General features: G+C 73.3%; 23 protein-coding genes. 13 read left to right on the top strand and 10 right to left on the bottom strand.

Going from position 1 to position 26,935, the window contains the following annotated elements:
• Positions 1-59 precede the first annotated feature (59 nt).
• Both KIT14_08150 and KIT14_08145 read left to right on the top strand, forming a co-directional pair.
• Positions 60-1,103, top strand: coding sequence for a putative zinc-binding metallopeptidase (locus tag KIT14_08150; protein ID MCW5890509.1), 1,044 nt, complete (start codon positions 60-62; stop codon positions 1,101-1,103).
• Positions 1,100-2,131 (top strand): ATP-grasp domain-containing protein, encoded by a 1,032-nt coding sequence (locus tag KIT14_08145; GenBank protein MCW5890508.1) that lies wholly within the window; start codon positions 1,100-1,102, stop codon positions 2,129-2,131. The genes KIT14_08150 and KIT14_08145 overlap by 4 nt, the downstream gene beginning before the upstream one ends.
• A gap of 134 nt (positions 2,132-2,265) precedes the next feature.
• Here the strand turns inward: KIT14_08145 and KIT14_08140 are convergent, their stop codons facing one another.
• Positions 2,266-2,835 (bottom strand): hypothetical protein, encoded by a 570-nt coding sequence (locus KIT14_08140; protein ID MCW5890507.1) that lies wholly within the window; start codon positions 2,833-2,835, stop codon positions 2,266-2,268.
• A 760-nt stretch (positions 2,836-3,595) separates the two neighbouring features.
• Between KIT14_08140 and KIT14_08135 the strand changes: the two genes are divergently transcribed.
• Entirely contained in the window at positions 3,596-4,189 is a 594-nt protein-coding gene (locus KIT14_08135) for a transposase (protein MCW5890506.1), read from the top strand.
• Positions 4,190-4,611: 422 nt separating this feature from the next.
• Here KIT14_08135 and KIT14_08130 read toward each other — a convergent pair whose 3' ends face one another.
• A complete protein-coding gene (locus KIT14_08130; GenBank protein ID MCW5890505.1) occupies positions 4,612-7,059 on the bottom strand; it encodes an AsmA family protein in 2,448 nt (815 codons plus the stop codon).
• A gap of 60 nt (positions 7,060-7,119) precedes the next feature.
• Here KIT14_08130 and KIT14_08125 point away from each other — a divergent pair, with 60 nt between their 5' ends.
• The 4 genes from KIT14_08125 to KIT14_08110 all read left to right on the top strand — a co-directional run bounded on the left by KIT14_08125 (position 7,120) and on the right by KIT14_08110 (position 10,495).
• Positions 7,120-7,776: a VOC family protein gene (locus KIT14_08125; protein MCW5890504.1), complete on the top strand. Its 657-nt coding sequence runs from the start codon at positions 7,120-7,122 to the stop codon at positions 7,774-7,776.
• 93 nt (positions 7,777-7,869) lie between these two features.
• A complete protein-coding gene (locus KIT14_08120) occupies positions 7,870-9,063 on the top strand; it encodes a DUF3300 domain-containing protein (protein MCW5890503.1) in 1,194 nt (397 codons plus the stop codon).
• A gap of 16 nt (positions 9,064-9,079) precedes the next feature.
• A complete protein-coding gene (locus KIT14_08115; protein ID MCW5890502.1) occupies positions 9,080-9,772 on the top strand; it encodes a DUF2950 family protein in 693 nt (230 codons plus the stop codon).
• Between the two features lie 183 nt (positions 9,773-9,955).
• Positions 9,956-10,495 carry a hypothetical protein gene (locus tag KIT14_08110; GenBank protein ID MCW5890501.1) on the top strand — a complete coding sequence of 180 codons (540 nt, stop codon included), beginning with the start codon at positions 9,956-9,958 and terminating at the stop codon, positions 10,493-10,495.
• Between the two features lie 9 nt (positions 10,496-10,504).
• Here KIT14_08110 and KIT14_08105 read toward each other — a convergent pair whose 3' ends face one another.
• Positions 10,505-11,617: a hypothetical protein gene (locus KIT14_08105; protein MCW5890500.1), complete on the bottom strand. Its 1,113-nt coding sequence runs from the start codon at positions 11,615-11,617 to the stop codon at positions 10,505-10,507.
• Complete coding sequence (locus tag KIT14_08100) at positions 11,614-12,348, bottom strand: DUF1499 domain-containing protein (protein ID MCW5890499.1); 735 nt, start codon at positions 12,346-12,348, stop codon at positions 11,614-11,616. Before KIT14_08100 ends, KIT14_08105 begins: the two co-directional genes overlap by 4 nt.
• Before the next feature lie 107 nt (positions 12,349-12,455).
• Here KIT14_08100 and glgC point away from each other — a divergent pair, with 107 nt between their 5' ends.
• The gene (gene glgC / locus KIT14_08095; GenBank protein ID MCW5890498.1) at positions 12,456-13,691 is read left to right on the top strand and encodes a glucose-1-phosphate adenylyltransferase; all 1,236 of its coding nucleotides are present in this window, start codon (positions 12,456-12,458) and stop codon (positions 13,689-13,691) included.
• 14 nt (positions 13,692-13,705) lie between these two features.
• Here glgC and KIT14_08090 read toward each other — a convergent pair whose 3' ends face one another.
• From KIT14_08090 to KIT14_08070, 5 genes are all read right to left on the bottom strand, one after another.
• On the bottom strand, positions 13,706-15,472 hold the full coding sequence (locus KIT14_08090) for a cation:proton antiporter (GenBank protein MCW5890497.1): 1,767 nt from the start codon (positions 15,470-15,472) through the stop codon (positions 13,706-13,708).
• Between the two features lie 435 nt (positions 15,473-15,907).
• Complete coding sequence (locus KIT14_08085; GenBank protein ID MCW5890496.1) at positions 15,908-17,278, bottom strand: flavin monoamine oxidase family protein; 1,371 nt, start codon at positions 17,276-17,278, stop codon at positions 15,908-15,910.
• 32 nt (positions 17,279-17,310) lie between these two features.
• Complete coding sequence (locus KIT14_08080; GenBank protein MCW5890495.1) at positions 17,311-17,712, bottom strand: hypothetical protein; 402 nt, start codon at positions 17,710-17,712, stop codon at positions 17,311-17,313.
• Positions 17,713-17,732: 20 nt separating this feature from the next.
• On the bottom strand, positions 17,733-18,623 hold the full coding sequence (locus KIT14_08075) for a DUF2950 domain-containing protein (GenBank protein MCW5890494.1): 891 nt from the start codon (positions 18,621-18,623) through the stop codon (positions 17,733-17,735).
• Between the two features lie 11 nt (positions 18,624-18,634).
• Complete coding sequence (locus KIT14_08070) at positions 18,635-19,810, bottom strand: DUF3300 domain-containing protein (GenBank protein ID MCW5890493.1); 1,176 nt, start codon at positions 19,808-19,810, stop codon at positions 18,635-18,637.
• A 203-nt stretch (positions 19,811-20,013) separates the two neighbouring features.
• Between KIT14_08070 and KIT14_08065 the strand changes: the two genes are divergently transcribed.
• The 3 genes from KIT14_08065 to KIT14_08055 all read left to right on the top strand — a co-directional run bounded on the left by KIT14_08065 (position 20,014) and on the right by KIT14_08055 (position 24,111).
• Positions 20,014-21,705 (top strand): putative metal-binding motif-containing protein, encoded by a 1,692-nt coding sequence (locus KIT14_08065; GenBank protein MCW5890492.1) that lies wholly within the window; start codon positions 20,014-20,016, stop codon positions 21,703-21,705.
• Between the two features lie 26 nt (positions 21,706-21,731).
• Positions 21,732-23,018: a hypothetical protein gene (locus KIT14_08060; GenBank protein ID MCW5890491.1), complete on the top strand. Its 1,287-nt coding sequence runs from the start codon at positions 21,732-21,734 to the stop codon at positions 23,016-23,018.
• A gap of 64 nt (positions 23,019-23,082) precedes the next feature.
• Complete coding sequence (locus KIT14_08055) at positions 23,083-24,111, top strand: AraC family transcriptional regulator (protein MCW5890490.1); 1,029 nt, start codon at positions 23,083-23,085, stop codon at positions 24,109-24,111.
• Positions 24,112-24,121: 10 nt separating this feature from the next.
• Here KIT14_08055 and KIT14_08050 read toward each other — a convergent pair whose 3' ends face one another.
• On the bottom strand, positions 24,122-25,558 hold the full coding sequence (locus tag KIT14_08050; GenBank protein MCW5890489.1) for an MATE family efflux transporter: 1,437 nt from the start codon (positions 25,556-25,558) through the stop codon (positions 24,122-24,124).
• Between KIT14_08050 and KIT14_08045 the strand changes: the two genes are divergently transcribed.
• The gene (locus tag KIT14_08045; GenBank protein MCW5890488.1) at positions 25,548-25,808 is read left to right on the top strand and encodes a hypothetical protein; all 261 of its coding nucleotides are present in this window, start codon (positions 25,548-25,550) and stop codon (positions 25,806-25,808) included. The two genes, KIT14_08050 and KIT14_08045, sit on opposite strands and share 11 nt — an antisense overlap.
• Positions 25,809-25,813: 5 nt before the next feature.
• Positions 25,814-26,809, top strand: a complete 996-nt coding sequence (locus KIT14_08040) for an LLM class flavin-dependent oxidoreductase (protein ID MCW5890487.1) — start codon at positions 25,814-25,816, stop codon at positions 26,807-26,809.
• Positions 26,810-26,935: the final 126 nt, after the last annotated feature.

Below are 26,935 nucleotides of genomic sequence, written 5' to 3'. Positions count from 1 at the left end.
TGTGCGCCGCGCCGACGGGCGGGCATAATACGGGCGCCGCGAACGCGGCGACAAGCGAGATGCCGGCGCGTCATACCAGTCGTACCACGAGCAGCCGGGTCTGGAGCCGCTGGCCGGACCACAAGCTGCTCGACGTGCGGCTCTGCGATCTGGGACTCGACCTCGAGCGCTCGCCGGTCCATCCGCGCATCCAGCAGCTCTACCGCGAGCTCGAGCGTCGCCACCTCGCCTTCCGGCCGCACTTCTGGCTGTCCGACGACTGGTACACGCCCGACGGCGTCCCCGGCATCGCGATCCCCTTCTACATGGCGCACCGCCGGCTCATGGAGCTCGAGCGGACGCAGATGCGCGAGGTCGAGGGCGGCACGCCCGAGTGGTGCATGCGCATCCTGCGCCACGAGACCGGCCATGCGATCGAGAACGGCTACCGGCTGCGCCGCCGCCGCCGCCGCCAGGCGCTCTTCGGCAAGACGTCGGAGCCCTACCCGCAGCACTACGCGCCCAAGCCCGACTCGAAGCGCTACGTCCTGCACCTCGAGTCGTACTACGCCCAGAGCCACCCGGACGAGGACTTCGCGGAGACGTTCGCCGTCTGGCTCACGCCGGGCTCCAAGTGGCGGCGGCAGTACGCCGGCTGGCCCGCGCTGCGCAAGCTCGAGTACGTCGACGAGGTCATGAAGGCGCTCGCCGACGTGCGCCCCGTCGTGCATACGCGCCGCGTGATCGATCCGCTGCGCACGCTCACGCGGACGCTGCGCGAGCACTACCGCGAGAAACGCGCCCGCTACGGGCTCGAGAGCCTGCGCGAGTACGACCCCTGGCTGCGCAAGGTCTTCTCCACGCAGAAGGAGCACCAGAGCAATCCGCCGGCGGCGCGCTTCCTGCGCCGCGTCCGCCCCGAGCTGCGTCGCAAGCTCGCGGCGCTCACGGGCGAGCATCAGTACACCATCGATCGCGTGCTCGACGACATGGTCCAGCGCGCCGCCGAGCTGAAGCTCCGCCTCATCCAGGACGAGGACGCCACGCTGCTCGACTTCGGCATCCTCCTGACCGGCCAGATCATGCGGTTCCTCCGCAGTGGCCGCCATCGGGTGGCGCTATGAAGAAGAAGAAGCTCCGATTGCTGGCGCTCATGGACGAGAACCTGGTGCCGCCGGACGACGTGAAGGGCATCGACGTCGCGCACGTCGAGTGGAAGACCGAGTTCGACGTCGTCAGCACGCTGCGCGAGCTGGGCCACGAGGTGCAATGCCTCGGCGTCGGCAGCGACCTCGGCGTCGTGCGCAAGGCGATCGGCGAGCTGCAGCCGCAGGTCGTGTTCAACCTGCTGGAAGACTTCCACGACGTCCCGATCTACGACCAGAACGTCGTCAGCTATCTCGAGCTGCTGCGCGTGCCGTACACGGGCTGCAACCCGCGCGGCCTCATGCTGGCGCGCGACAAGGCGATCTCGAAGAAGCTGCTCTCGTTCCACCGCATCCCGGTGCCCGAGTTCGCGGTGTTCCGCATGGGGCGCGCGGTGAAGCGCCCCGCCCGTCTCGCCTTCCCGCTGATCGTGAAGTCGCTCACCCGCGAGGGCAGCGCCGGCATCGCGCAGACGTCGATCGTGCAGGACGACGAGAAGCTGGAAGAGCGCGTCCGCTTCATCCACCGTCGCCTCGGCACCGACGCCATCGCCGAGCGCTTCATCGACGGGCGCGAGCTCTACGTCGGCGTCCTCGGCAACGCCCGCCTGCGCGTCTTCCCGGTGTGGGAGCTGCTGTTCACGAAGCTCCCCGAGGAGAAGCCCCGCATCGCCACCGAGAAGGTGAAGTGGGACCGCGCCTACCAGAAGAAGGCCGGCATCAAGAGCGAGGCCGCGAAGGGCCTGACCGACGAGCAGCTCACCCGCATCCAGACCCTGTGCAAGCGGATCTACCGCATCCTCGAGCTGAGCGGCTACGCGCGCATCGATCTGCGCCTCGACGCCGAGGGCCGCGTCTACGTCCTCGAGGCGAACCCGAACCCGCAGCTCGCCTACGGCGAGGACTACGCCGAGTCGGCCGAGCGCGCCGGGCTCGACTACGATTCACTGATCCAGCGTATCGTGAACCTGGCGCTCGAGCGCGCGCCGAACGGAACGGCGAAGTAGCGGCGACCGCCGCCCCAGCGACACCGGCGGCGCGGCGGGCCGGTTGCCGGGTCACGGCCCGACGGTGTCCAGCCCGCCGCACACGCCGGCGGAACGGGGCGGGCCGGGAGCGCCTCGCCCCCGGCCCGCCCGCGTCAGTGCACGAACGCACCCATTGCCGAGCTACAGCCGAGCGTCACGCTCGAGCAGTCGGCTGGTGCGGCGGCGTTGCGCGCGTCGTACTGCCCGGTCACGTCCTTTTTCGCGCTCATGAAGCGCGTGCACTGCACGAGCGAGCCCATCGTCATGCGCACGCCGACCGCGCCGAGCGTCCCGTTCACCGAGAGCCCGACGGCGCCGCCCACGACCTTGAGCGTCTTGCCGCTCTTCAGCTGCGCGACCTTCGGCCCGGCCGGCTTCCCCTTCACCTTGTACTTGTAGAGCGTGCCGGCCGCGTTCGCCGACCAGTTCCCCGCCACGAACGCGAACGAGGCCGAGTTCCCGTTGCTCGCGCACAGCGTGAGCTCCGCTCCGACGTCCCGCGGATCGTTCGGCCCCCCGACGGCAGGCGCGACGAGAGTCTTGTCCTTGGACAGGAAGAGAAGCTTCTGCTTCCCGTTCTTCTCCTTCAGCTGCAGCTTCACGGCCGACACCGGCTGTGCACCGGCGACGGCGGCCGTCCCCACCAAGAGAGCGACGGCAACGGACAGGGCGAGCGTTCGCATGCGGTTCCTCCTGCGCGGCGCTCCAGCAAAGTTGCGGCCATGGCAGCGGGCACGGCGGGCGCGGGCGGAATCGTTTCCGAGTGACGATACCGCACCAGGTGCGTCGCAAGATTGCCGGCGCGGGGTCCAGCGCGGTTCGGCGCGGGCGCCGCGCCGCGCACGCCGTGCGGGGTCTCGGCGTCGGTGGGCGCCGTCGTCGCTGCGACAGGTCGGCCCGAGCACGAGCAGCCACGACGGCGGCGGAGCACGGGCGCATCGCCTCGGCAGGAGTTGCCCCCGCGACCTCCGGCGGCCGACACGGCGCCGCGGCAACCCACCGGTCGCCGACCGTCCAGGTGCACCGCCGTCCAGGTGGACTCAACTCAATATGATCGGGTTCGAAGAGATCGAAGTGGCCAGCGGATCATGAGCCCGCAGCGTCAGCTGCGTGATCGCACGTGGACGGCGGTACACCAGCTTCCACTCGACCTGCCGGCGATGGACTCGGAGTCGGGCACGCGTCCGTCGAGGGCAGGAGGTCGACGCGTCGCCCCACGGCCGCCGCACGCGGAGCACGCCGCACGCGGAGCACGACGACACGCGCGCCCTGAAGACGCGCCGCCGCTCGCCGTGATTCGTCGGCCTTCCGCTCCGCGCGGCCGCTGGCGCCGCGCGGCGCTGCCACCGTCGCCATCGGGCTCGCACCACAGACCCCACCGCCCGGACCAGAGGCACACTTGACAGCCTGCTATCTTTCAGCTAATCCTTGCACAATCAAGCCATGGCCCGGCGCGAATTCACCATTCGCCGGCACGGCGGGCGACGGGCCGGCGCCGGCCGCAAGCCGACCGGGTCACGCCGCAACATGCCGCACCGCCCGCGCGCCCTGCACGACGGCCGCGCCCCCGCGCACGTCACGCTCCGCGCCGTCTCCCTGCCCGTCTCGCTGCGCAACGCGTCCCTCTTCCCGGTGGTGCGCGCGGCACTCGCCCGCGCCTCGGGGGCGGCGTTCCGCGTCGTCGCCTTCTCCGTCCAGCGCGACCACGTCCATCTCGTCGTCGAAGCGGATACGCCGCCGGCGCTCGCGCGCGGCGTTCAGGGGCTCGCGGTGCGGGTCGCGAAACGCGTCAACGCGCTGCTCGGGCGACGCGGCGCGCTCTGGGGCGATCGCTACCACGCACGCGATCTGACCAGCCCGCGCGCCGTGCGCAACGCGCTCGTCTACGTGCTGCAGAATCGCCGCAAGCACGGCGACGCCGAGGGGCCGCGCTTCGATCCGTGCTCGTCGGCGCGCTGGTTCCCGGGCTGGACGCATCGCGTGGAGGCGGCACCGACCGCGCCCGTGGTGACGGCGCGAACCTGGCTCGGGCGGTGAGGGTGGCGGCGGCACGGGCTGCTCGACCCGGCCGAGCGGCCGCAGCCGACGCGACGACGCGGGCCGTGATCGGGCGCCGCGCTCGCCTCCAGAGTCTCTGCATCCGTTCCGCCGCAGCGCGGGAGACCCCGGCTTCCCCGCGGACCCGGCCGAGTCGCCCCCGCGCCACCCGAGAGGACGAGAGGATCTGACGCGCGCCGCGCAACGCGCTCGTGTGCGTGCGGCAGAATGATCGCACGCACGACGGCGTCGAGGGTCTCGCGTTCCAGGGTGATGCATCGCTCCGGGGTGCGGTGCTGGCGGTGCCCTCGTAGCGGCGCCACGGGCCGAACCCGAGCGCCCGCAGCCTGCCGCACCTCCCACCCAGGAATCCCTCGAATCCCCCGCCGCGCGGGAGACCGCGCCCACCGGCCGCGCCCCCCTCAGCGCCCGAGGAGCCCGTTGAGCCCCTTCTTGAGCAGGTTCTCCGTCTCCTTCCCCACGCCCTTCCCCGCCTTCGCGCCGCCGCCGAGGAGCTTGCCGACGCCCTCCTCGAGGAGGCCGCCGCGCAGGGCCCTCACGAACAGGCTCGGGTCGGGTTTCACGGTCACGTTGGGGAGGGTTCCGGAGACGTGGAAGGGGACCGCGATGAGGCCGGCGTCGTTGGTGATGAAGCGGGCTTCGCGGATGCTGGCGACGACGTCGGCGGTCAGGCCGCGGCCGGCGGTGAGGGTGCCCTCGGCGTCGACGGCGCCGGCGAGACCGATCGTGCCGGCCATCGTGACCGTGTACTCGGGCGCGGTCAGGACGAGGTCGTTGGTGCGGGCGGCGCCGTCGGCGACGCGGGCGGTGGCCTGGAGGCGGTCGAAGCGGGTGTTGGTGGCGCCGAGGAGCGCGGGACGCTTCTCCCGGAAGCGGTTGCTGACGAGGTCGCCGAGAACGGGCAGGCCGCCGATGCCGGCGACGACGCCGCCCAGGAGGTTCACGCCCTTCACGGCGCCGTCGCGGACGTCGAGGCGGGCGGTGCCGACGAGGGAGCGGCGCAGCACCTTCGGGGGGCCGGCCGTGCCGCGCAGCGCGGCCGACGCGTCGACGGTGCCCTCGACGCGGTCCGCGAGGCCGTCGTCGCCGCGCAACGCCGCCAGCTGCGCGAGCACGAGGCCGCGGGCGGTGCCGTCGACGGCGAAGCGCGGGGCGGCGCGGTCGGTGAGGTCGAGCGTGCCGGTGCCGGCCAACGTGCCGCCGAAAGCCTGGGCGTCGAACGACTCGACGGTCGCGATCGGATCCTGCCAGCGCACGCTGGTCGTGAGCCGCCGCAGATCGGCGTCGCGCAGCGTGGCCTCGGCGGCGCGCACGACGAGACGCACGCCGTCGCCGCCGAGCTGGGCGTCGACGGCGAGGTCGCGCAGCACGTCGGGGCGCGTGCCCTCCTGCGGCAGACCGAGGTCGGCGAGCGTGATCGCGTCGGCCTCGATGCGGAAGGCGCCGCTCGGCGCGGCGAGGTCGCGCACCATGCCGCTCGCCGTCAGCGTGCCGCTGCCGACGCGGACGCGGGTCGGGGGCAGCGTCGCCGTGTCGCCCTCGAAGCGCACGGTGGTCGTGAGGCCCGACACGCCGGCCGGCGCGCCCGGCGGGCGCACGCGAACGTCGTACAGCGCGAGCGTGCCGTCGAGCGCCGGCGGGCGGGCGGCGTCGGCGGGGCCGAGCGCGCGCAGATGGAGCTCGAAGGCGCCGCCGAGATCGTTGCCGCGGAGCACGGGCACGAGCCCTTCGAGGCGCTCGAACGACGTGCGGCCGGTGTCGAGCTGGAGATCGAGCCGGGGGGGCGTCGACGTCGTGACGGTGCCGTGCGCGGTCGCGTCGAGGCCGTCGCCGCGGATGGCCGCCGCCTCGACGACGACCGCCTCGTCGGTGTGCCGGCTACGGGTCTCCACGCGCAGCGGCACGCCCGCCGGCTTGTCGAAGAACGTGCCGTGCGCGACGCGCGCGCCGGTCGCGACGATCGTGGCTTCGAGCGCCAGCTCCGGGCGCCTACCGCGGGCGACCAGCCGGACGCTGAGCGGCCCCTCGACGACCAGCGGGGGCGGCAGCGCGGCGTCCAGCTCCGGCAGCGCGTGCCGCAGCGCCGCCAGCTCGATCGGGGCCAGCTCGGCCGTGACGTCGACCGCCATGGTGTCGGGCGCCGGGGGATTGTCGACGGGGCCGACCGTGCCGTCGAGGCGGAGGTTCGGCGCGGCGGCGTCGAGCAGCGACGCGCGCAGCGTGACGTCGATCGGCGCATGCAGCCCGACCGGCGAGGCCTCGAGCGCCACCGCACGCAGCAGGAGCTCGCGCGGCGGGGCGGTCCGCCGATCGACGAGGCGCACGGTGCCGTCGTCGATCGTGAGCCGCCCGATCACGAGCGACGCCACGGGGAACGGGATCGCGTCGCGGCCGGGCGCCGCCGGCGCGGGGTCGGCGACCCGCCGCACGCCCCACGTCTCGTGCCGGACGCGCGACGGCGGACGATGGCCCAAGGAGTCGACGTTCCACGCCGTGCCGTCGCGCACGAGCGTCACCGCCGGCTCCGCCAGCACGACCTCGGCGATCCGGTAGTGGCCCACGAGCAGGGGCAGGAACCGCAGCCGCACGAGGACGCGGGCCGCGCGGAGGAAGTCGCCCTCGCCCCAGGCTGCGTCCTCGCCGATGCGCACGCCCTCGACCTCGACGCCGCCCCGCATCGAGACGGACAGCCGCTCGTAGGCGACCGGCCGGCCGAGCGCCTCCGACACCTGCGTCGTCAGCCACGTGCGATTCGCCTCCAGCCAGTCGTCGAGCCGGGCGAGCGCCACGCCGAGCGCCGTGGCGACGGCGACCACCGCCACCACGCCCACCAGGAGCCACCGCCGCATGGCGCGGAGCGTAGCCGCCACCGCCTTGCCTGGGAAGCGGTCCGCGGCTACGCGGGGACGATGCTCCTCGACGCGGTCCGCATCGGCGCCGACGATCCCGCCGCGACGATCGCGGACTACGCGCGCCTGCTCGGCGTCCCACCGACGCCGCTCGGCGACGGCGGCGCGCGCTTCGCGCTGGAGCGCGGCGCGGTCGAGATCGCGCCCGGCCGCGACGGCATCGAGTCGCTGCGCTTTCACGCCGCCGGAGTCGAAACGCCCCCCGCCGACTTCCTCGGCCCGACGATCGAGGTCGCCCCCGGCGTGCCGCCGCCGGCGCCCGCCGTCGGCGGCATCGCGATCGACCACGTCGTGATCCGCTCCGCCGACGCCGAGCGTGCCATCGCGCTGTGGCGTGATCGCGCCGGCCTGCGTCTCGCCCTCGATCGTCCGTTCCCGGAGCGCGGCCTGCGCCTGCTCTTCTTCCGCTCGAACGGCATCACGCTCGAGCTGGCGACGCCCCTCCCCGCGCCCGCGTCGCGCGACGTCCCCGACGCCCTGCACGGCGTCAGCTATCGCGTCGCCGACCTGCCGCTCGTACGCGGGCGCCTCGTGGCCGCCGGCGTGGACGTCAGCGAGGTGCGTACGGGGATGCGCCCGGGGACCATCGTCGCGACGGTGCGCTCGCACACCGCCGGCGTTCCCACGCTGCTGCTCCAGCGGGTGTCAGACGTCTGACCGTTCCCAGACTTGAGACCCACACCGTCCGTCGCTAGACCCCTAGCAGCCCGTGCGGCGCGCCGACGCCGACGCGGCAGGGAGGAACGGCGGATGATGGACGGGACCTCGAGGGTCCGATGGCACGCGGCGCATCGTGCCCTGGCGGTGGTGCTCGCCGCGGGCCTGACGCTCGCCGGCACGCGCACCGGCCTCGCGCAGAGCACTGCGCCGACGCCGCAGCAGCTCGACACGCTGGTGGCGCCGATCGCGCTCTACCCCGACGCGCTCGTCGCCCACATCCTGCCCGCGTCGACCTACCCGGTGGAGATCGTCGAGGCCGCGCGTGATCTCCAGAACGGCGGCAAGCCGTCGGCGGCGGACATGAACGCGTGGGACCCGAGCATCCAGGCGCTCGTCTCCGTGCCGTCGGTCATCACCATGATGAACGACCGCCTCAGCTGGACGACGGAGCTCGGCCAGGCCGTGTCGCAGAACCAGCAGGCGGTGATGGATGCGATCCAGCGCGTGCGTGACAAGGCGAAGCAGGCGGGAAACCTGACCTCTAACGCGCAGCAGACGGTCTCCACGCAGGGCGACACCATCGTCATCGCGCCGACGAACCCGCAGGTGATCTACGTGCCGCAGTACGACCCCGTCGCCATCCTCCAGCCGGCGCCGCTGTGGGCGACGCCGGGCTACGGCCTGCTCACCTTCGGCGCGGGCTTCGCCGCCGGCTACTTCACCGCCTACGCCTGCCACTGGGGCGGCGGCTGGGGCTGGGGCGGCGGCGGCAGCATCACGGTGAACAACAACTACCACTGGAACCACACCACGAACGTCAACAACGTCAACGTGAACAACGCGCGCTACTCGAGCTGGAACGCGCCGAAGAACGTCGGCCACATCACCAACACCTATCCCGGCGCGAATCGCCCGGTGGACCAGGGCAAGCTCGGCGGCGACGGCGGCCGCTGGGGCGACGACGGCTTCGGCGGGCACGACGACGGCTTCGGCAAGGGCGGCGGCTTCGGCGACGGCGGCGCCAAGCGCGACGACGGCTTCGGCGGCGGCCACGGCGGCGGCTTCGGCGACGACGGCTTCCGCGGCATGGGCGGCGACGGCTGGGGCGCGCGTGACGCGAGCGACCGCGGCGCCCGCTCCTTCGGCGGCGACGGCTTCGGCGGCGACGGCTTCGGCGGCGGCGGCTTCGGCCGCGGCGGCGGCTTCGGCGGTGGCGGCTGGGGTGGCGGCGGTCATGGCGGCGGCTTCGGCGGGTTCGGAGGCGGCGGCCGTGGCCGGCGCTGAGCGGAAGGGGACGACGATGCGGACGACGATCGCGCTGGGCACCGCGCTCCTCCTGTGCACCGTCGCGGCCTGCGGGCCGAAGACGACGAAGCCGAAGGCGCCGCACGACACGTTCGCGACGCCGAAGGAGGCTGCGGACGCGCTCGTCCAGGCCTGCCGGACCGGCGACCTCGCGGCAGTGCACGTGATCCTCGGCAGCAGCGAGCCGCCGCTGTTCGCCAGCGGCGATCCGGCGCGCGACACCGCGCGCTGCAAGCGCCTCGTCGACGCCGCCGACCAGATGATGCGCCTCGACCCCTGGCGACAGGGCGCCGTGCTGGTCGTCGGCGTCGACGACTATCCCGTGCCGGTGCCGCTCGTACAGGACGCCTCGGGGTGGCGCTTCGACGCCGCCGCGGGCCAGCAGGAGATCCTGCGCCGCCGCGTCGGCGAGGACGAGCTCACGGCCATCGCCACCTGCCGGGCGTGGGCCGAGCGCGGCGGGGACGCGCCGAAGCACGCCTACGGCTACGCCTACCGTGTGGTCGGCACGCGCCAGCGGCCGACGCTGATCGCGTACCCGAGCGCGCACGGCCTGACCGGCGTCTACACCTTCCAGGTGGCGCGCAAGGGACGGGTCTACGAGAAGGACCTCGGGCCCGAGACGGCGACGGCGGCGACGGCGCTGCTCGCCGGACACGACGACACCTGGAAGGCCACCTGGGACTGACGCGCGCCGGAGGCGGGCGGCGGTAGCCACGCCGCCCGGCTCCCGGCGAGCAGCGGCGCGCGCAAGCGTGCCCCGCTGCACGATCGGACGCGGCTGCATACTCGTGCAGCGCGTCGAAGTACGCGCCGGCGGTGCAGCCCGACGGCACGCGGGTTGCGACGTCGCAGCGCAGCGGTTGCCGTCATGCCCACCGCGCGCTGGCTCCTCCTCTCGCTGCTCGTGCTCGCCGCTCCGGCGGCGGCGGAGCCCGAACGCGCGCCCACGCCTGGAGACGTCGCCTTCGCGGCCTGCCGTGCCACCGACCCCCTGCCGCCCGAGGCGCGGCTCGAGGCGCTGGAGCACGTGCGCACCGGGGCCGAGATCGCGCTCGCCGCGGCGCCCGACGATCCCGCCGCCCACCTCGCCGTGTTCTGCGCGCTCGGCCGTCGCCGCCAGCTGCTCGGCCTCGGCATCCCGGCGCTCGGCGAGGTCCGCCGCATGCGACGGCTCATCGACCACGTCCTCACGCTGGCGCCCGACTGGGCCGAGGCCATCGCCGCGAAGGGCGGCTTCCTCTGCGCCCTGCCCCGCCTGCTGGGCGGCGACCGGCCGCAGGGCGTGCGCCTCCTGCGCCGCGCCATGCTCCTCGATCCGACCAACGCCGACGCGCGGCGGCTCTTGATCGAGTACGGCGGCGAGGACGCCCTGCCCCCGGCGCTGGCCGGATCCAGCCTCGGGCGCTGAGCCGGCGCCCTACTGGCCGGCCGGCGCCGTGCCGCCGGGCTTGAAGCGGTAGATCTGATACGGCGCGTTGTCCTCGACGGCGCTGCCGGCCGTGAACAGCACGACTTCGAGCGCGCTGCACGTCAGGTAGAGCCAGCCGTCGGGACCGAACGAGAGGCCGTCGGGCCAGCGCAGCATCGGGTCCTTCACGAGCGTGCGCAGACGACGGTCGGGCCCGACGGCGAGCACGGCGCCGTGCTCGGGATCGGTGAGATACAGGTTGCCCTGGTCGTCGCTCGACATGCCGTCGCTGATCGTCTTCGGCGCGTACGACTCCACGCGCGCGGCGAGCGCCTCGGGCGACAGCGCCGGGTCACGCAGGTCCGCGGCGCGCACGCGCCACAGCGTCGCGCCGGTCACCGGGCCGTAGTAGAGCCACTCGCCGCGGCGGTCGAGCGCGATCGAGTCGACGCCGATGCGCAGCGTGTAGATGCCGAGCACGACCATGTCGCGGCCCTGCGCCTGGATGCGGTAGTCCTCGGTCTCGACGGAGGGGTGCTGGTCGAGCACCCGCCGCGTCGTGCGCGTGCGGACGTCGTGCACGAGGATCGCGGGCTTGTGCACGATCGGACTCGCGTCGGCGATGTAGATGGTCTCGCCGGCGGGGTCGACCTGGAAGTCGTTCAGCATCGACAGCGTGCCGGCGACGTCGTCGTCGAACTCGTAGCGGTAGACCTCGGCGTCGGTCGCGAGGTCGAAGGCGAGGAGGCGCGGCGTGCCGCGCCCGTACCCCGCGTGATCGAGCGCCCAGAGCCGGTTCTGGCGATCGATGCGCAGCGACAGCACCGTCTGCCAGTCGGCGAACTCGGCCGACGGATAGGGCACGGGCTCGCCGTCCACCAGCTCGAGGACGTTCAGCGGCGGCGCCGCGTCGGGATGGTACGTGAAGAAGACGCGGCCCTCGGCGGAGACCGCGATGTTGCCGGGCGGAAACGGCAGGTTGGCGACGGTCTCGATCGCGCGCGTCGAGATCTCGGGGGCCGTGGTGCGGTCCTCGAGCCGCGCACCGCCGCCGTAGAGCACACGGATGAAGCCGATGCCGACGACGACGACGACCAGCGCGACGAGCAGCGCGCGCTTCATCCGCCGTTGCCCGCCTGCATCGCGAGCGCCGCCGCGTAGGCGCGAATGCGGTTGGCGTTGACGCCCATGTCGCCGCGGCCGTCGCGCGACTTGGAGCGCATGTCGACGCGGCTCGCGCCGGCGCCGCTCGCGTCGGGCCGGACGCGGATGACGACGTCGTCGACGAAGCCGAACACCTGCGACGTCGACGTCGCCTCGAGGAGCCCGCGCGTGGGATCGGCCCAGGTGACCGTCCAGGCCGGCATGCCGACGGCTACGCGACGCGCCAGCTCGAAGGCCTCCGGCGGCGCGCGGTGCACGGTGACGGGGCCGAGGTCGGCGCAGCACGAGCGCTGCACCGCCGCGAACGCGGGCGGATAGGCGAGGTCGCGGCCGCGGTTCGCGCCGAGCGCCGCCGCGTGGGTGAAGGCGGGCGGGTCGTCGAGGTCGGTCGTGAAGTCGTTGATGGCGGGCGCGCCGCGGCTGCCGGCGGCGAGCGCGACGAAGCCGAGGCCGGCGAGCGCGGTCAGCATGCGCGCGCGGGAGAACCCGTGGCCGCGCACCGCCTGCACGACCGCCGCCAGCGAGACCAGCGTGGCCAGCAACCCGCCGAGCGCGAAGACGACGAAGCCGGAGAGGCCCGAGACCACCCGCAGCCATGCCAGGAGCGGCCCCGCTCCCATCGCCACCACCGCACAGACCCCCGCCACGTCGAGCCCGCGCGACGGCGCCGATCGCCCCATCCGCGCCATGCGGGCGAGCTATCCGCCGCGGCGGCGCGCGTCAACTTCCACGCGCCTGCCACGCGAGGCTTTTCCCCGTGGAACCCGCCGGCTATATCGAACGGGTCGGACGTTCGATGGCGATCGTGCAGAGTCCTTCCGTGGTCGGACTGATCCTCGCGGGGGGCGAGGGAAAGCGGCTGTATCCCCTCACGCGCGACCGCGCCAAGCCGGCCGTCCCCTTCGGGGGCCGCTACCGCATCATCGACTTCGTCCTCTCGAACTTCCTCAACTCCGGCGTCTACAAGCTGTCGGTCATCACCCAGTACAAGGCCGGCTCGCTGATGCAGCACCTGGCCCGCGGCTGGCAGCTCGCGGCGCAGGTCGGCCACTACGTCGCCCCGGTGCCGCCGGCGATGAACCTCGGGCCGCGCTTCTTCCAGGGCAGCGCCGACGCCGTGCTGCAGAACCTCGATGTGGTCGAGAACGAGCGTCCCGACCACGTCGCCGTCTTCGGCGCGGACCACATCTACAAGATGGACGTCCGCCAGATGCTGGCGTTCCACATCGAGCACGAGGCCGACGCCACGGTCGCCGTGATCCCGGTGCCGGCCGAGGAGGCGAGCGGCTTCGGCATCGTCGAGACCGACGCGCGCGGGCGGGTCACGGGCTTCGTCGAGAAGCCGGTGGTCGCGCCGGGCACGACGGGCACCCGCCTCGCGTCGATGGGCCTCTACATCTTCCGCACCGACACGCTGACGCGCTCGATCACCGCCGACGCGGAACGCCCCGACTCCACGCACGACTTCGGCCGCGACATCCTGCCCACGCTGGTGCCGTCGGGCCGCCTGCTGGCCTACGACTTCTCGACCAACGAGATCCCCGGCATGCGCGAGCACGAGCGCGGCTACTGGCGCGACATCGGCACGCTCGACGCGTACTGGCAGGCCTCCGAAGACCTCGTCTCGGTGTCGCCGAGCTTCTCGCTCTACAACCCGGCCTGGCCGATCTTCACGGCGTACTACCCGTCCGCACCGGCCAAGTTCGTGTTCTCGGACAAGGACCAGAACCGCGTCGGCATCGCCACCGACTCGATGGTCTCCGAGGGCTGCATCATCAGCGGCGGCCACGTCGACCGCTCCATCCTCGGCCTGCGCGTGCGCGTGAACAGCTTCTCGAACGTCAGCGAGTCGATCCTGTTCGACGACGTCGACGTCGGCCGCTACGCCCGCATCCGCCGCGCCATCGTCGACAAGGGCGTCGTGATCCCGCCCGGGACGACCATCGGCTACGACCCCGAGGAGGACCGGCGCCGCTTCGTCGTGAGCGAGGGCGGCGTGGTCGTCGTGCCGAAGGGCTACCGGTTCGGCTGAGTCGTCTCCGCCGCTCAGGCCGTCGCGGTGCGGGTCTCCCCGCCGTCCACGGCGTCCGTCTGGGCGCCGTTCTCCGGCTCCACGAACAGCTCGCGACGGATGCGGTCGCGCTCGGCGTCGATCTGCACCGCGGTCGCGCCGAGGCGCTCCATCAACGACACCGCCATCGCGATCGCGATCTCGCCCTCGCCCGAGAAGCCCGCGTCGACGCCCAGCGCCCGCAGCGCCGCGGCCTCGCGCAGGTAGGCGGTTCGCACGAAGACCTGGAGCTTCGGATTCAGCTCGCGCGCGACGCGTACGACCTCGCCCGCGTCGACGCTCGACGCCGCGATGATGAGCGTCTGCGCCTCCTCGATGCCGGCGTGGTGCAGGATCTCCCGCTGCGCGGCGTCGCCGTAGACGACCGGGCGTCCGGCGGCGAGCAGCGACTGCACGGTCTCGATGTTCATCTCGATGACCACCACCTGGATCTCGTTGTCGCGCAGGATGCGGCTCAGGGTACGGCCGACCGGGCCGTAGCCGACGACGACGACGCGATGGGCCGCCTCGTCGACGGGCTCGACGTTCGTCTCGGGCCCGGCGGGCCGCCGGTCCCAGCCGCGCGATGCCAGCCAGTCCGACACCGGGTCGACGGCCTTGTAGAGGAGCGGGTTGATCGTGATCGAGACCACGGACGCGACCACCAGCGCGTTCGTCGCCTCGGTCGGCAGGATGCCGAGCGAGATCGCGAGCGCCGCCAGGATGAACGAGAACTCGCCGATCTGCGCCAGCGCGACGGCGATCGAGAGCGCCGAACGGATCGGCCGGCCGAAGAACAGCACCACGGCGATGGCGGCGATGGGCTTGCCGATGACGACGACGGCCAGCGTCGCGAGCATGAGCCCGAGCCCGTTCGCCACCACGGCCGGGTCGAAGAGCATCCCCACGGAGACGAAGAAGAGGACGGCGAAGGCGTCCCGCATCGGCAGCGCGTCCGACGCCGCCCGCGCGCTGAACTCCGACTGGCCGACGACCATGCCGGCGAGGAACGCGCCGAGCGCCATCGAGGCGCCGAAGAACTTGGCCGAGCCGACCGCGATGCCGAGCGCCAGCACCAGGACCGTCAGCGTGAACAGCTCGCGCGAGCGCATGCGCGCGACCAGCCCCAAGAGCCACGGGATCACCCGCTGGCCGGCGACGAGCGTGAAGACCACGAGCGCGCTCAGCTTGAGGAGCGCGAGCCCGAGCGTCGTCCACAGGGATCCGCTCGCCTCGGCGCCCGCGCCGTAGAGCGCGGGCAAGAGGACCAGCACCAGGATCGTGAACAGGTCCTCGACGATGAGCCAGCCGATCGCGATGTGGCCGCTCGGCGTGTGCAGCGCCTGGTTGTCGGCGAGGACGCGCGTCAGCACGACCGTGCTGGCCACCGAGATGGCCATGCCGAAGACGATGCCCGCGGTCCACGACCACCCGAACATCCGCGTGACGACCGCGCCGAGGATGGTCGCCACCGCGATCTGGGCCACCGCGCCCGGGATCGCGACCCGCCGCACCGCCATCAGGTCCTTCAGATGGAAGTGCAGGCCGACCCCGAACATCAGCAAGATGACGCCGATCTCGGCCGCCTGGGTGGCGATCGAGTTGTCGGCCACGAAGCCCGGCGTGAAGGGGCCGACGAGGATGCCGGCGACGAGGTAGCCGACGATCGGCGACAGGCCCAGCCGCTGGGTGAGGATGCCGAGGGCAAGGGCCGCCGTGAAGCCGCCGGTCAGGGTGAGGATCAGGTCGAGATCGTGCGGCATGGCGCACGACCCTGACATGCATGGCGGCGGCGGTCTACCACCGGACGCATCCGGCCCGCCCCGGGCCGGTCGGGTCCCTCCCGGACGTCGTCGCACCGTCCCGGCCACCGGGGGGCGGAGCCATACGCCCGTGGCGGAAGCGCCGCGCACATCCGCCGCGGGCCGATCGCAGCGCTCCCGGAAGGACTCCGGCGCGCCACACGCTCGTCGGCCGCCGACGAGCGCCTATTCGCGGCGCGCCGGCGAACGGGTCGTGCCGCTGGGCGCGGACGAGACGGCCTGCGGCCCGGGCCGGCCGGCCCGGGAACCCGGCCAGCAGCCCCGCCGAGGCCAGCTACCCGGTCACGCCGTCCGAAACGCTCGTGACGGCGACGTGCGCCGTGCCGGCGTCGAACGACGACACCACCGACCTCGGCCTCCACACCGGGCGCACGATCAGGCGCTTCCAGTGACGAGACCCGCGAGGACGGCGTCGGCCGCACGCTCGCCCGACTCGATCGCGCCGTCCATGTAGCCGGCCCAGACCGTCGCCGAGTCGGTGCCGGCCCAGTGGATGCGGCCGACCGGCTCGCGCAGCACCGGCCCGTAGCGCGTCCACACGCCCGGCGGCAGGTGCGCGCCGTAGCAGCCGCGCGTGTACTCCTCGGCCGACCAGTCGCGCTCGACGAGCTCGATCGGGTGCGCCGCCTGCGGGCCGAAGAGGCGCTCCAGGTGCTGGAGCACCGCCGCGCGCCGTGCGACGGGGTCGATCGCGCCGAGCGCCCGCGCGTGGTCGCCCTCGAGGAAGGCGACCAGGATGCCGCGTTCGGCGTTCGGGCGGCTGCCGTCCATGGTCGCGTCGACGGGACCGGCGTCGCTCGCCGAGTTGCCGCTCAGCCCGTCGTCGCGCCAGAACGGCTTCGGGTAGACGAGCTGGAGCTTGATCACCGAGCCGTGCGGCATGCGCTGCGTCAGCTGATCGCGCGCCGCGGGCATCGGCGGCTCGTACACCAGGCGGCCGGCGAGCGTCGGCGGCAGCGCCACGACGACGTGCGCCGCCTCGACGACGCAGCCGTCGGCGACGACGCGCACGCCGTTCGCGTCCTGCGCGATGCGGCGCACGGGCTGCCCGAGACGCACCACGTCGCCGAGCTTCGCCGCCAGGCGCACGGCGATCTCCTGCGAGCCGCCGAGGAAGATGTCCTGCTGCGCCCCGCCCTCCATCCCCGTCAGCGGATCGAAGCCGCCTGCGGCGCGGATGTAGAAGAGCGCGAAGAGCAGCGACAGGCATGCCGGCTCGGCCGCGAACACCGCGCGGAACGCCACCCGCAGGGCGCCGCGCGCGGCAGCGGTGCCGGCGCCGTACTCGCTCGTGAGCCAGGTCTCGACCGTCTGGCCGTCCCACTCCGCCGCCCGCGCGGACGCCCAGGGCCGCTCGACGTCGACCTCGAGCGCCATCTCGTCGAGCCGCTGCTGCGCGCCGAGGAAGTCGGTCAGCACCTCGGGCGGCAGCGTGAAGATGTCGCGGTACGTGGTGCCGTCGACCTCGAGCACGAACGCGCCTGCGGTCGACGTCGGGTACCACGCGACGCCCATCTCGCGCGCCAGCGCGTAGAGCCGCTCCTGCCCCGGCCCGACCCACTGCGCCCCGATGTCGACGGTGCTGCCGTCGGCACACACGTGGTTCAGCGAGCGCCCGCCGACGCGGTCGCGGGCCTCGAGGAGGACGACGCGCTTGCCGGCGTCGCGCAGGCGCCGAGCGGCGGTGAGGCCGGCGAATCCGGCGCCGACGACGACCACGTCGGCGCGCTCGGTGGGGGCGGGCATGCGGTCGTTGTCTGCCGTGCCGGCGGGCCCGGTCAAGTCCGGCGCGGGCGGTGCGGCTCCGCGCAGCGATCGCCGCATTGCCTCCACCCGAGGCGACGCGCCCGATGGCCACGCTCGCCGGGCGCCACGATCAGCGCCACCGACGGCACTCTCGCCAGCTCGCCCTGCCGCTTGGTCCGCGTCTTGGCGAAGAGGCGCTCCACCCGGCCGCGGATCGTGTCGATCGCGATGGATCGCTCACGAACGCCATGCTCGCGGCGGAGGACCCGTCGTTCTCCACGCGCGGCGACCGCGATCACCATCACGGCGTAGGCCTGTCGGCCCGACGGGTGGGACACCGACAGCGCGCCGCCGACACCGCGACCATCCGCTCCCGCTGCGCGCACCGACCGCCGCAAGCGACGAGCGGCCTGCGCGCGCCGGCGGCGCGCCATGGCGTCGATCCGGGCCTGCCTCAGCCGCCGGCCGGGGTCCAGGTCGGGTCGGGATCGTACGCCGTCATCGCCGCCGCCACCGCGTCCGTCTGCGCGCCGAGGTCCTTCTGGTAGACGCGGCCGCCCGCGTCGACGACGAAGGTCATGATCCCGGTCGAGCCGTAGACCGCCGGATACGCCACCAGCGCGAAGCCGCGGGTCATCCGCCCGCCGGCGACGTAGCTGCGCGCGCCGCCCGGCGCGCTGCTGCCCTGCGCGGCCAGCACGCGGAAGCGGTAGCCGCGCCATGCCCCCGACGGGTCCGCCAACGACGCGACCACCGGGGCCAGCGGGCTCGCGTCCCGGCCGCCCTTCGTCGACGCCCAGTACAGGCCGTCGCGCTTTCCCGGCGTGCTGGCGAGCCGCTGTGCGTAGGCGCCGCCGGCGATGCGTCGCTTGGCGTACTCGTCCTGCGCCGCGACGTAGATGCGGCACGCGTCGATCGCTTCGAGCTCGTTCGCGCCGATGCGGCGGCGGCGGATCTCCGCCATCCCGGCCGCGAGGTCGAAGTGCCAGCCCTTGCCCTCCTTCACGAGCGGGATCGGCATCGCCCAGTCGTCGGCGCCGAGCACGACCGAGACCGTGTCGGGCGCGATCGGGTCGAGGCGCAGCGACTCCTTCGCGGCCGCGAGCAGCTTGTCGCAGCGCTCGCGGTCGGCGACCGGGTCGCCCGTGCTGACGACGGGCCGCGCCTGCTCGCCGAAGACGGCCACGACCTTCGCCTCGTCGTTCGTCCCGCATGCCGCGAGGAGCGCGTCGACGGCGGCCTTCGGCGTGGAGAAGCGGGGCGCGCCCGTGCGCGCGCCCGAGGGCGCATGGGTGGCGCAGCCGGCGACGAGCACCACGGCGGCCAGGATCGGAAGCGTTCGCATGTCGGTCGTCCTCATCGCCGTCCCCGGAAGCCGCCGCCCCGGAAGCCGCCGCCGCCGAACCCGCCCCCGCCGAAGCCGCCGCCGCGGTCGAAGCCACCGAAGCCGCCGCCGAAGTCGCGGCCGCCGCTGCTGCCCGCGCCACGACCGCTCGCCTCCTGCGCCCCGAAGCCGCCGCCGCCGAGGCCGTGGAAGGCGTCGCCGCCCGAGCCGCCGTCGCCGCCCCAGCCCGAGTGCCGTCCGCCCCAGCCGTTGCCGCCGGTGCCGCCGAGGTTGCCGCTGCCGGTCGTCTCGGTGTTGCGGTTCTGGCCCGGCGACCACGTGCCCTTCTGGCCGTCCTTGTCGTACTGGTTCGTCGACGGGTTGTAGGTTCCGTACTTTCCCGTGTTCGGATTGTACGCGCCGTAGGTGCCGGTCCGGGCGTTGTATCCGGTGTAGGTGTTGCTGCCCGCGTGGTAGGTGCCGCTCGAGCCCGTCTGGGGATTGTAGCGCGTGTACGACCCGCCGCCGTGGTAGTACGTGTTCGCGTTGTAGTTGTTGTTGTAGCTGTAGTGATAGTTGTTGTTCACCGTGACGCTGTAGCCGCCGTGGTAGCCCCAGTCGCACGCGTACGCGGTGGCGGCGCCGGCCGCGAAGCCGATGCCGAACGTCATCAGCGGCGCGTAGGCGTACGCCGGCGGCGGCGCCAGGATGGCGACGGGGTTGTACTGCGGCACGTAGATCACGGCCGGATTCGCCGGCTCGATGACGATGACGTCGCCCTGCGACTTCACGACCTGCTGCTGGTTCGACTGCAGGTTGCCCGCCGCCTGCGCCTGCCGCCGGACCGCCTGGATCGCCGACATGACGCCGGTCTGGTCCTGCACCACGGCCTCCCCGAGGCGGGTCGTCCAGCCGATCTTGTCGTTCATCATCTTGAGGACCGACGGATACGACAGCAGCGCCTGGACGCTCGCGTCCCATTGCCCGGCCGTCGCCTCGTCGGGGCGTTGTCCGCCCGCCACCGCGCGCGCCGCCTCCACCACCTGAACCGGCTGGGTCGACGCGGGGAGGATCTGCGCCACCAGCGCGTCGGGATAGAGCGCGATGGGTGCGACGAGCTTCTGGAGGTCCTGCGATTGCGCCGACGCTACCGACGCCAACCGGGCGACCAGCGCCAGCGGCACGACAGCCCGAGTCCAGGTTCGCATGCGATACGACTCCCGTCGTTGAGGTTCGCACCATCTTGCCGCTTCGACACCGCTCCTTTCAATCTCCCGCGCGAGGAGACCGGTCCTCGCGGGGCGCCGCCGGGTCGAGTGGCGTCGGCGGTCCCCAACTTTGTCGCGCGGCGTCCCTGCCCGACCTCGGCCCGCCATGTTAGTCCCCGACGATTCGTCCGGGGAGGGATCCTATGCGCCTGCTCTCGTACTGCGTGCTGCTGCTCGCCGTCGCCGTGCCGCCCGTGCACGGCGCCGATCAGACCATCCTCGGCAGCAAGCTCCAGGTGAAGAATCCGAGCACGCCCGAGAAGCGCAAGATCACCGGCGTCGCCAAGGAGAAAGGCAGCACGAACACGCTGGTGGGTGATCCGCTCGCGAACGGCGCCACGCTCACCGTCGGCGCCGGCGGCGGCACGCCGACACGCGAGACCTGGATCCTTCCCGCCGGCCTCGACCCGGCGACCGGCAAGCCGTTCTGGATCGGCGACGCCGCGAAGGGCTTCAAGTACGCCGACGCCAAGGGTGCCAACGGCCCGGTGAAGAAGCTCCAGCTGAAGAAGTCGGGCTCCGGCGTCTTCCAGATCGCGGTCGGCATCGACGCCAAGCGCGCACCCGTGGGCGTGGTGCCGCCGAACCCCGGGACCGACGCCTGCCTGCTCCTCGAGCTCGGCGGCGGCGACTCCTACAGCGTCGCCTTCCTCGACGGTCAGGTGAAGAACAAGGGCGCCGCGCAGTTCCAGATCGGGAAGCCGACGCTGGAGGCGTCGTGCGTCGTCGCCACGACCAGCACGACGACGTCGATCCCCGAGAGCACGACCACCACCACCGAGAGCACCACGACCACCGTCGAGACCACGACGACGACCACCACCAGCTCGACGACGAGCACCGTCCCGTGCGTGCCGGCGCCGGAGGTCTGCGACGGCGTGGACAACGACTGCAACGGCGTCGTCGACGACGCGCCGGGCGTCGGCGCCGTCTGCCACAGCGACGACAACCGGTTTCCCGGCGACGGCGCCTGCCGCACCACCGGCACGAAGGTGTGCAGCGGCACCGAGCTCGTCTGCTCCGCGGTGACCGCCGACTGCGCCACGCTGCCCGGCGGCTGCACCGAGGTCGCCGACGGCATCGACAACGACTGCGACGGCGCCGTCGACGAGACGTTCAACGCCAAGGGCGCGAACGGCGGGTTCTTCGTGAAGCCCGTCGTCACCCAGATCGGCGCGTCGCTCTGGATCTACAGCTACGAGGCGAGCCGCTCGGCGGCCACGGCGACGTCGCCGGGGCGCGGCAACGGCTACACCACCCTCGCGCAGACGCCGGCCGGCTCGACGCTCGACAAGACGCCGCCGACGTCGGCGCCGGGCCGCCTCGGCTGGAGCAACGTCACCGGCCCGGAAGCGGAGCAGGCCTGCGCGACCGCCGGCGGCGCGCTGTGCACCACGGCGCAGGCGCAGACCGCGTGCGCCGCGACCGTGTCCTGCACCTGGGGCTATGCCCCGCGCACGGCGGCGTCCTGCCAGCAGCCTGCGACCGGCAGCAAGTTCTGCAACCTGGCGGCGTTCGACACCAACGTCGTCACGGCCGGCAACCAGGACGACGTGCTGCCCGGCGGCTCGCCGTTGCTCCAGAGCTGCTACGCCGACTGGTCGGCGCTTTTCGGCAACACCGCGGCGACGAACAAGGTCTTCGACGTCACCGGCAACCTGCGCGAGCTGACCAAGGCCACCGGCCCGAACACCTACACGGCGCTCGGGGGCTCGGCCCTGACGCAGCTCGAAGGCGGCGCCACCTGCACGTTCGCTACGTTCACCGTCGACCAGACCTTCGGCTCCCGCGACACCGGGTTCCGTTGCTGCTTCACGCAGGATCCGCGGCTGTGACCGCCGCCCAGAGGAGAGCCACGGACATGCTCGCGATTCGCTCGACGCTCGCCCCGGTGTTCGCCCTCGTCGCCGCCGTCGTCCTCGTCGGCACGGCGCACGCGCAGGAGCCCGCCGCCTGCCTGTCTTCGGACCCGGCGAGCTGGCCGCAGCCGTCGAAGCCGTACTTCCTCGTCATCGCCGACTCGAGCGCGTCCCTCACCACCGCGGTCGCGGCGGCGAACGCCTGCGGCTACCCGAACACCCGGCTCGGTCATCTGCGCTGCGCGCTCCGCAACACGATCAACGCCTATGCGGGTCTCGCCAACTTCGGCCTCGCCACCTACGCCTCGCAGCAGACGGGTTGCGACGCCGGGTGCGGCACGTGCGTCACGAGCGATCTGCCGGGCGGAGCCAACGGATGCGGGCCGGGCAGCGGAGCGACGCGCGCCGGCGCCAACATCGTCGTCCCGATCGCGCAGGACGACAATCTGCTGACGCCGCCGAACCCGCAGAACGCCCCCAGCTTCCTCGCCTGGTTCGACAACACGTGCAGCGGCAACACCGAGCTCTACGCCGGCGGCAACACGCCGCTCAACGGCGCGCTGCGCGACGCCTACCGCTACCTCTCCAACCAATGGACGTTCCCGGGCGGCGCCCCGACGTTCTCCACCCCCCTGGCGTCGGCCGCGCTCGGTGAGCGCGCCTGCCGCCCGGTCCAGGTCGTCCTCGTCACCGACAGCGACGAGAACTGCGACCCCCTCGCCGACGCCGTCGCGGCGGCGCAGCAGCTGTTCGCGACCGGCATCACGCTCGGCGGCAACGCCTTCGCCGTGAAGACGTGGGTGATCAACTTCGCCGGCGGGACGCAGGCGCAGCTCGATCAGATCGCCGCCGCCGGCGGCACGGGCGCCGCGCTCTTCGCCGCCAACGAAGGGCAGCTCACCCAGGCGCTGACGGCCATCGTCACCGGCGCCATCAAGCGGGAGACCTGCAACAACCTAGACGACGACTGCAACGGCTGCACCGACGAAGGCTTCGGCCACTTCGCCAACCAGCGCCCCCTCGGGCAGTGCTGCGCGTGGGCCAATGCGACCCAGCGCACGCTCTGCCTCAACAATTTCGCGACCTCGATCACCGCCGGCACCCCGAAGGGCAACCCGGCGCTGCTGCCCTGCACCACCGCGGCGCAGGCACAGAATCCGGCCCAGTGGCTCTGCTACGAGTCGCCCGACGGCTGCGACGGCATCGACAACGACGCCGACGGCCTGATCGACGAGGACGCGGTCTGCGGCCCGGGCCAGACGTGCGTCGGCGGCGCGTGCCACCCGTAGCCGTGCCGAGCCGTAGGCGTGCCGAGCTTGTACGGCCTACCGCGGTCCCGCTAAGGGACCCGCGATGCCCGGCGGATCCCGACGCCCGACCATCGCGGCGTCCTGGATCCTGACCGTCGCCGATGCGCTGACGAGCCTCGGCTTCGACGCGCACGGATGGCTCGCGCTGCACGGCCCCCCGTCGCGCGTCGTCCGGGGCGGCGACGGACGCGTGCCCTGGCAGCTGGCGACCAGCCTCTGGCACGCCGCCGCGGCCGACACGGGCGATCCGCATCTCGGGCTGCATGCGTCCGAGGCGGTGCCCACGGCGCTGCGTGACTCGTTGGCGTTCCTGGCGCTCAGCAGCCCGACGCTCGGCGTGCTGCTCGAGAACTACGAGCGCTATCAGGATCTCGTCGCCACTGCGCGCTCGCTGTCGCTCGAGCGCCGCGACGATCACGTCGCCCTCGTCCTCGGCGCCGACGCCGCGTCGCCGCTGACGACCCACCAGATCGAGTTCCACCTCGCGCTCGTCGCCCGCGTGTGCCGGTTCGTCGCCGGCGACGCCTTCGGCGCGCGCGCCGTCCTGCTGGAGCATCCGGCGCCTGACGCAGGCGATGCGGAGCACCGGCGCATCTTCGGCTGCCCGGTCCGCTTCCGGCAGCGGCGCAACGCCCTTCTCGTGGCCAACGAGGTGCTGGCGTGCCGATCCGCCTACGCGAACCCGCCGGCCTTCCAGGCCCTCGTCACGGACGCCGAGCAGCGCCTGCTCGACCTCGACGATGCACGCTGGACGGCCCGCGTCCGCGCGGCGGTGGCGGCGAAGCTGCCCACGGGCAACGTCTCCCTGTCCGACACGGCGCGGGCGCTGGGCATCGCCCCGCGCACGCTCCAGCGGCACCTGACGGCGGAGGGCGTCGGCTTCGCGGCGCTCGCCGACGACACCCGCCGCGAGTCGGCGATCGTGCTGATGGCCGGCGACCTGCCGCACACGGAGATCGCGCAACGTCTCGGCTTCGCCGACGTGCGCTCGTTCCGCCGCGCCTTCCAGCGCTGGACGTCGACCACGCCCGCCGCCTTCCGCCTGCGCGCCCTGCGCCGGTCCGGCACGTAGGGGCAGGCGATCAGACGCCGCGCAACGTCGCCGCGCCCGTATGCGGCCCGCGCCGGCGCCACAGCGCGAGCAGCAGGACCGACGACAGCACGTTGCCCGCCGCGATCACGACGAACACCGCCGGCGCCCCCATCCCGAGGCCGCGCGTGACGACGACGGCGCCGGCGAGGACGAGCGTCACCCGCACCGCCATCAGCAGCATCGGCGCCGTGGCGCGGCCGAGCCCCTGGAAGGCGAAGGCGAGCACCATGCTGACGCCGAGGAAGGGATACGACGGCCCGACGACCGCGAAGTAGGCCGCGCCGGCGTCGAGCACCGCCGCGTCGTGGGTGAAGAGCCCGAGCCAGAGGCGGGGCCAGAGCGCCAGCGTGACGCCGCCGGCGCCGAGGATCGCGACGGTGAAGACGCCGGCGGCGCGCACGTAGAGCCCGGCGCGCTCCGGGCGGCCGGCACCCACGGTGAGCCCGACCAGGGTCAGCACCGCCGAGCCGAAGCCGAAGGCGAACGAGAGCAGCACGAAGTCGAGGCGCGTGCCGAGGCCGAAGGCCGCGAGCTGGGGCTCGCCGAGACGCGCCACGACACCGGTCAGGATCAGCGTGCCGAGGTAGGCGATCGAGGTCGACAGCGCGGCCGGCAGGCCGACGCGCAGGATGTCGCGCGTCGGTGCGAGCCCGACGTGGCGCGGCAGCGCGGGGCGCACCGTGCTGCGGCCGCTGAACATGAACCAGGCGCGCGGCAGCGTCGCGAGGCCCTGGCAGAGGATCATCGCCAGCGCGGCGCCGGGCAGCCCGAGGCCGGCGCCGAACATGAGGAGCGGCGTCACGACGATCTGGAGCGCGAGCGACGTCGTCGCCCAGATCGCGGGGACGCGGGCATTGCCCTCGCCGCGCAGGACGCTGTCGAACATGCCGCCGACGAAGGTGATGAAGGCGCCGCCGAAGACGATGCGCGCGAACGTCACCGCGTCGGCGAGCACCCGCCCCTGCGCGCCCATGAGCGCGAAGATCTTGGGCGCGAGCGGCACGACGAGGAGCCCGAAGGCCGCCCCGATCACGACCGACAGCACGAGCGCGTGCCCGGCCGAGGCCGCCGCGAACTCGCGCCGGCCCGCTCCGAGCGCGCGCGCGACCGCGGCGGCGGAGCCCGAGCCGATGCCGCCGCCCATCACCGTCACCGCCAGCAGCGAGATCGGGAAGACCAGCGACACGGCGGCGATGGCGTCGACGCCGAGACGCGAGACGAACCACGTGTAGGAGACGTTGGAGACGGCGGCGACGGCCATGACGAGCGTCGTCGGCAGCGCGAGCCGGAGCACCGCACCGCGCGGCGTGAGGCCGAGCAGGCTCGCCGCGGCGTCGCGGCGCGCAGCGGCGGTCGGCGCGGGGGGCGGAGCTTCGCGGCTTGCGTCCTTCCCGGGCGCGGAGTAGCGGGCGGCCATGAGCGACACGTCCTACATCGTACAGAAGGTCGACTGGTTCCAGTTCCGCGCCGCGGACGGCGAGGCGTTCTTCGTCATGGTGTCGTCCCTGCCGAACGGGTTCTTCACCGCCGTGCCGGTCCAGATCGCGCTCACCCGGGCCGAGCACGGCAACATGGCCCTCGCCGCGACGCCCGAGGAGGCGCTGGCGCAGCTGCAGACGACGCTCGCCGGCAAGAGCCCCGCCGAGCTGTTTCCGCCCGACGCGCACGAGGCGTGACGCGGATGCAGTTCGCCATCCAGGTCGGCGGCGGACAGGTCCGGCACGACCGCACCGGCATCGAGGCGATCGTCGCCGACGCGGTCCTCGCGGAGGGGCTCGGCTTCGACGTGGTGTTCGTGCCCGACCACTACGTCTTCGAGGCGATGGGCGTCCTGCAGGCGACCCCCGCCTACGAGCTCTTCTTCGTGATGGCGACGCTCGCGCAGCGCACCCGGCGCATCACCATCGGCAGCCACGTCGCCTGCCTCCTCTTCCGCCACCCGGCCATGCACGCGCGGCTGTTCGCGCAGATCGACGAGGCGAGCGGGGGGCGCGTGCTGGCCGGCGTCGGCGCGGGGTGGACGCGGGCCGAGTTCACGATGATGGGGATCCCGTTCCCCGAGCCGAAGGAGCGGCTCGCGATCCTCGACGAGGCGGTCGCGATCATGCGAGCCCTGTGGCGCGAGGAGCGCGTCACCTTCGCCGGCACGCACTTCAGCGTCACGGACGCCGTCTGCGCGCCGAAGCCGGTGCAGCCCGGCGGCCCGCCGCTCATGCTGGGCGGCAGCGGCGCAGGCGTCCTGCGCCGCGCCGGCGCGTTCGCGGACATCGTCCACATGATCCCGGCCATCGGCACCGCCGGGACCACGACCCTCGAGGCCTTGCGCGCGTTCGGCGACCAGACGCTGCCCGCGAAGCTGGCCCGCGTCCGCGCCGCCGAAGCCGACGCGGGCCGCGCGTCCGGCACCGTGCGCTTCGCCTCGACGATCTTCACCTACGCGCCCACCGAGAGCCCGGAGCAGACGCGGACGCTGCTCGGGGGCCTGTCGGGCATGTTCGGCCTCTCGCCCGAGGAGACGCGGCGCCACCCGATCGTCCTCGCCGGCACCCCCGAGGAGATGGCGGAGGAGCTGCGACGGCGCGAGGCGACCCACGGGCTGTCGCTGCTCGCCATCAACTTTTCCAGCGAGACGCAGCTGCGCGACTTCGGCGAACGGGTGCTGCCGCGGATGCGCTGACGCGCGGCGATGCAATCGCGCATGGCGGCGGCGCGGGTATTCCCGTAGCGGCTCCGGATCGCACCCTCGGAGGCGCCGTTCAGCCATTCCGTGGTTCCGTCGCGGCGAGCCCGTGTGCTAACCCGT

This window comes from bacterium (genome assembly GCA_026129405.1).
Lineage (GTDB): Bacteria > Desulfobacterota > Binatia > DP-6 > DP-6 > JAHCID01.
The sequence above is the reverse complement of the archived record's forward strand: the minus strand, read 5'-3'. Positions and strand labels throughout refer to the sequence as shown.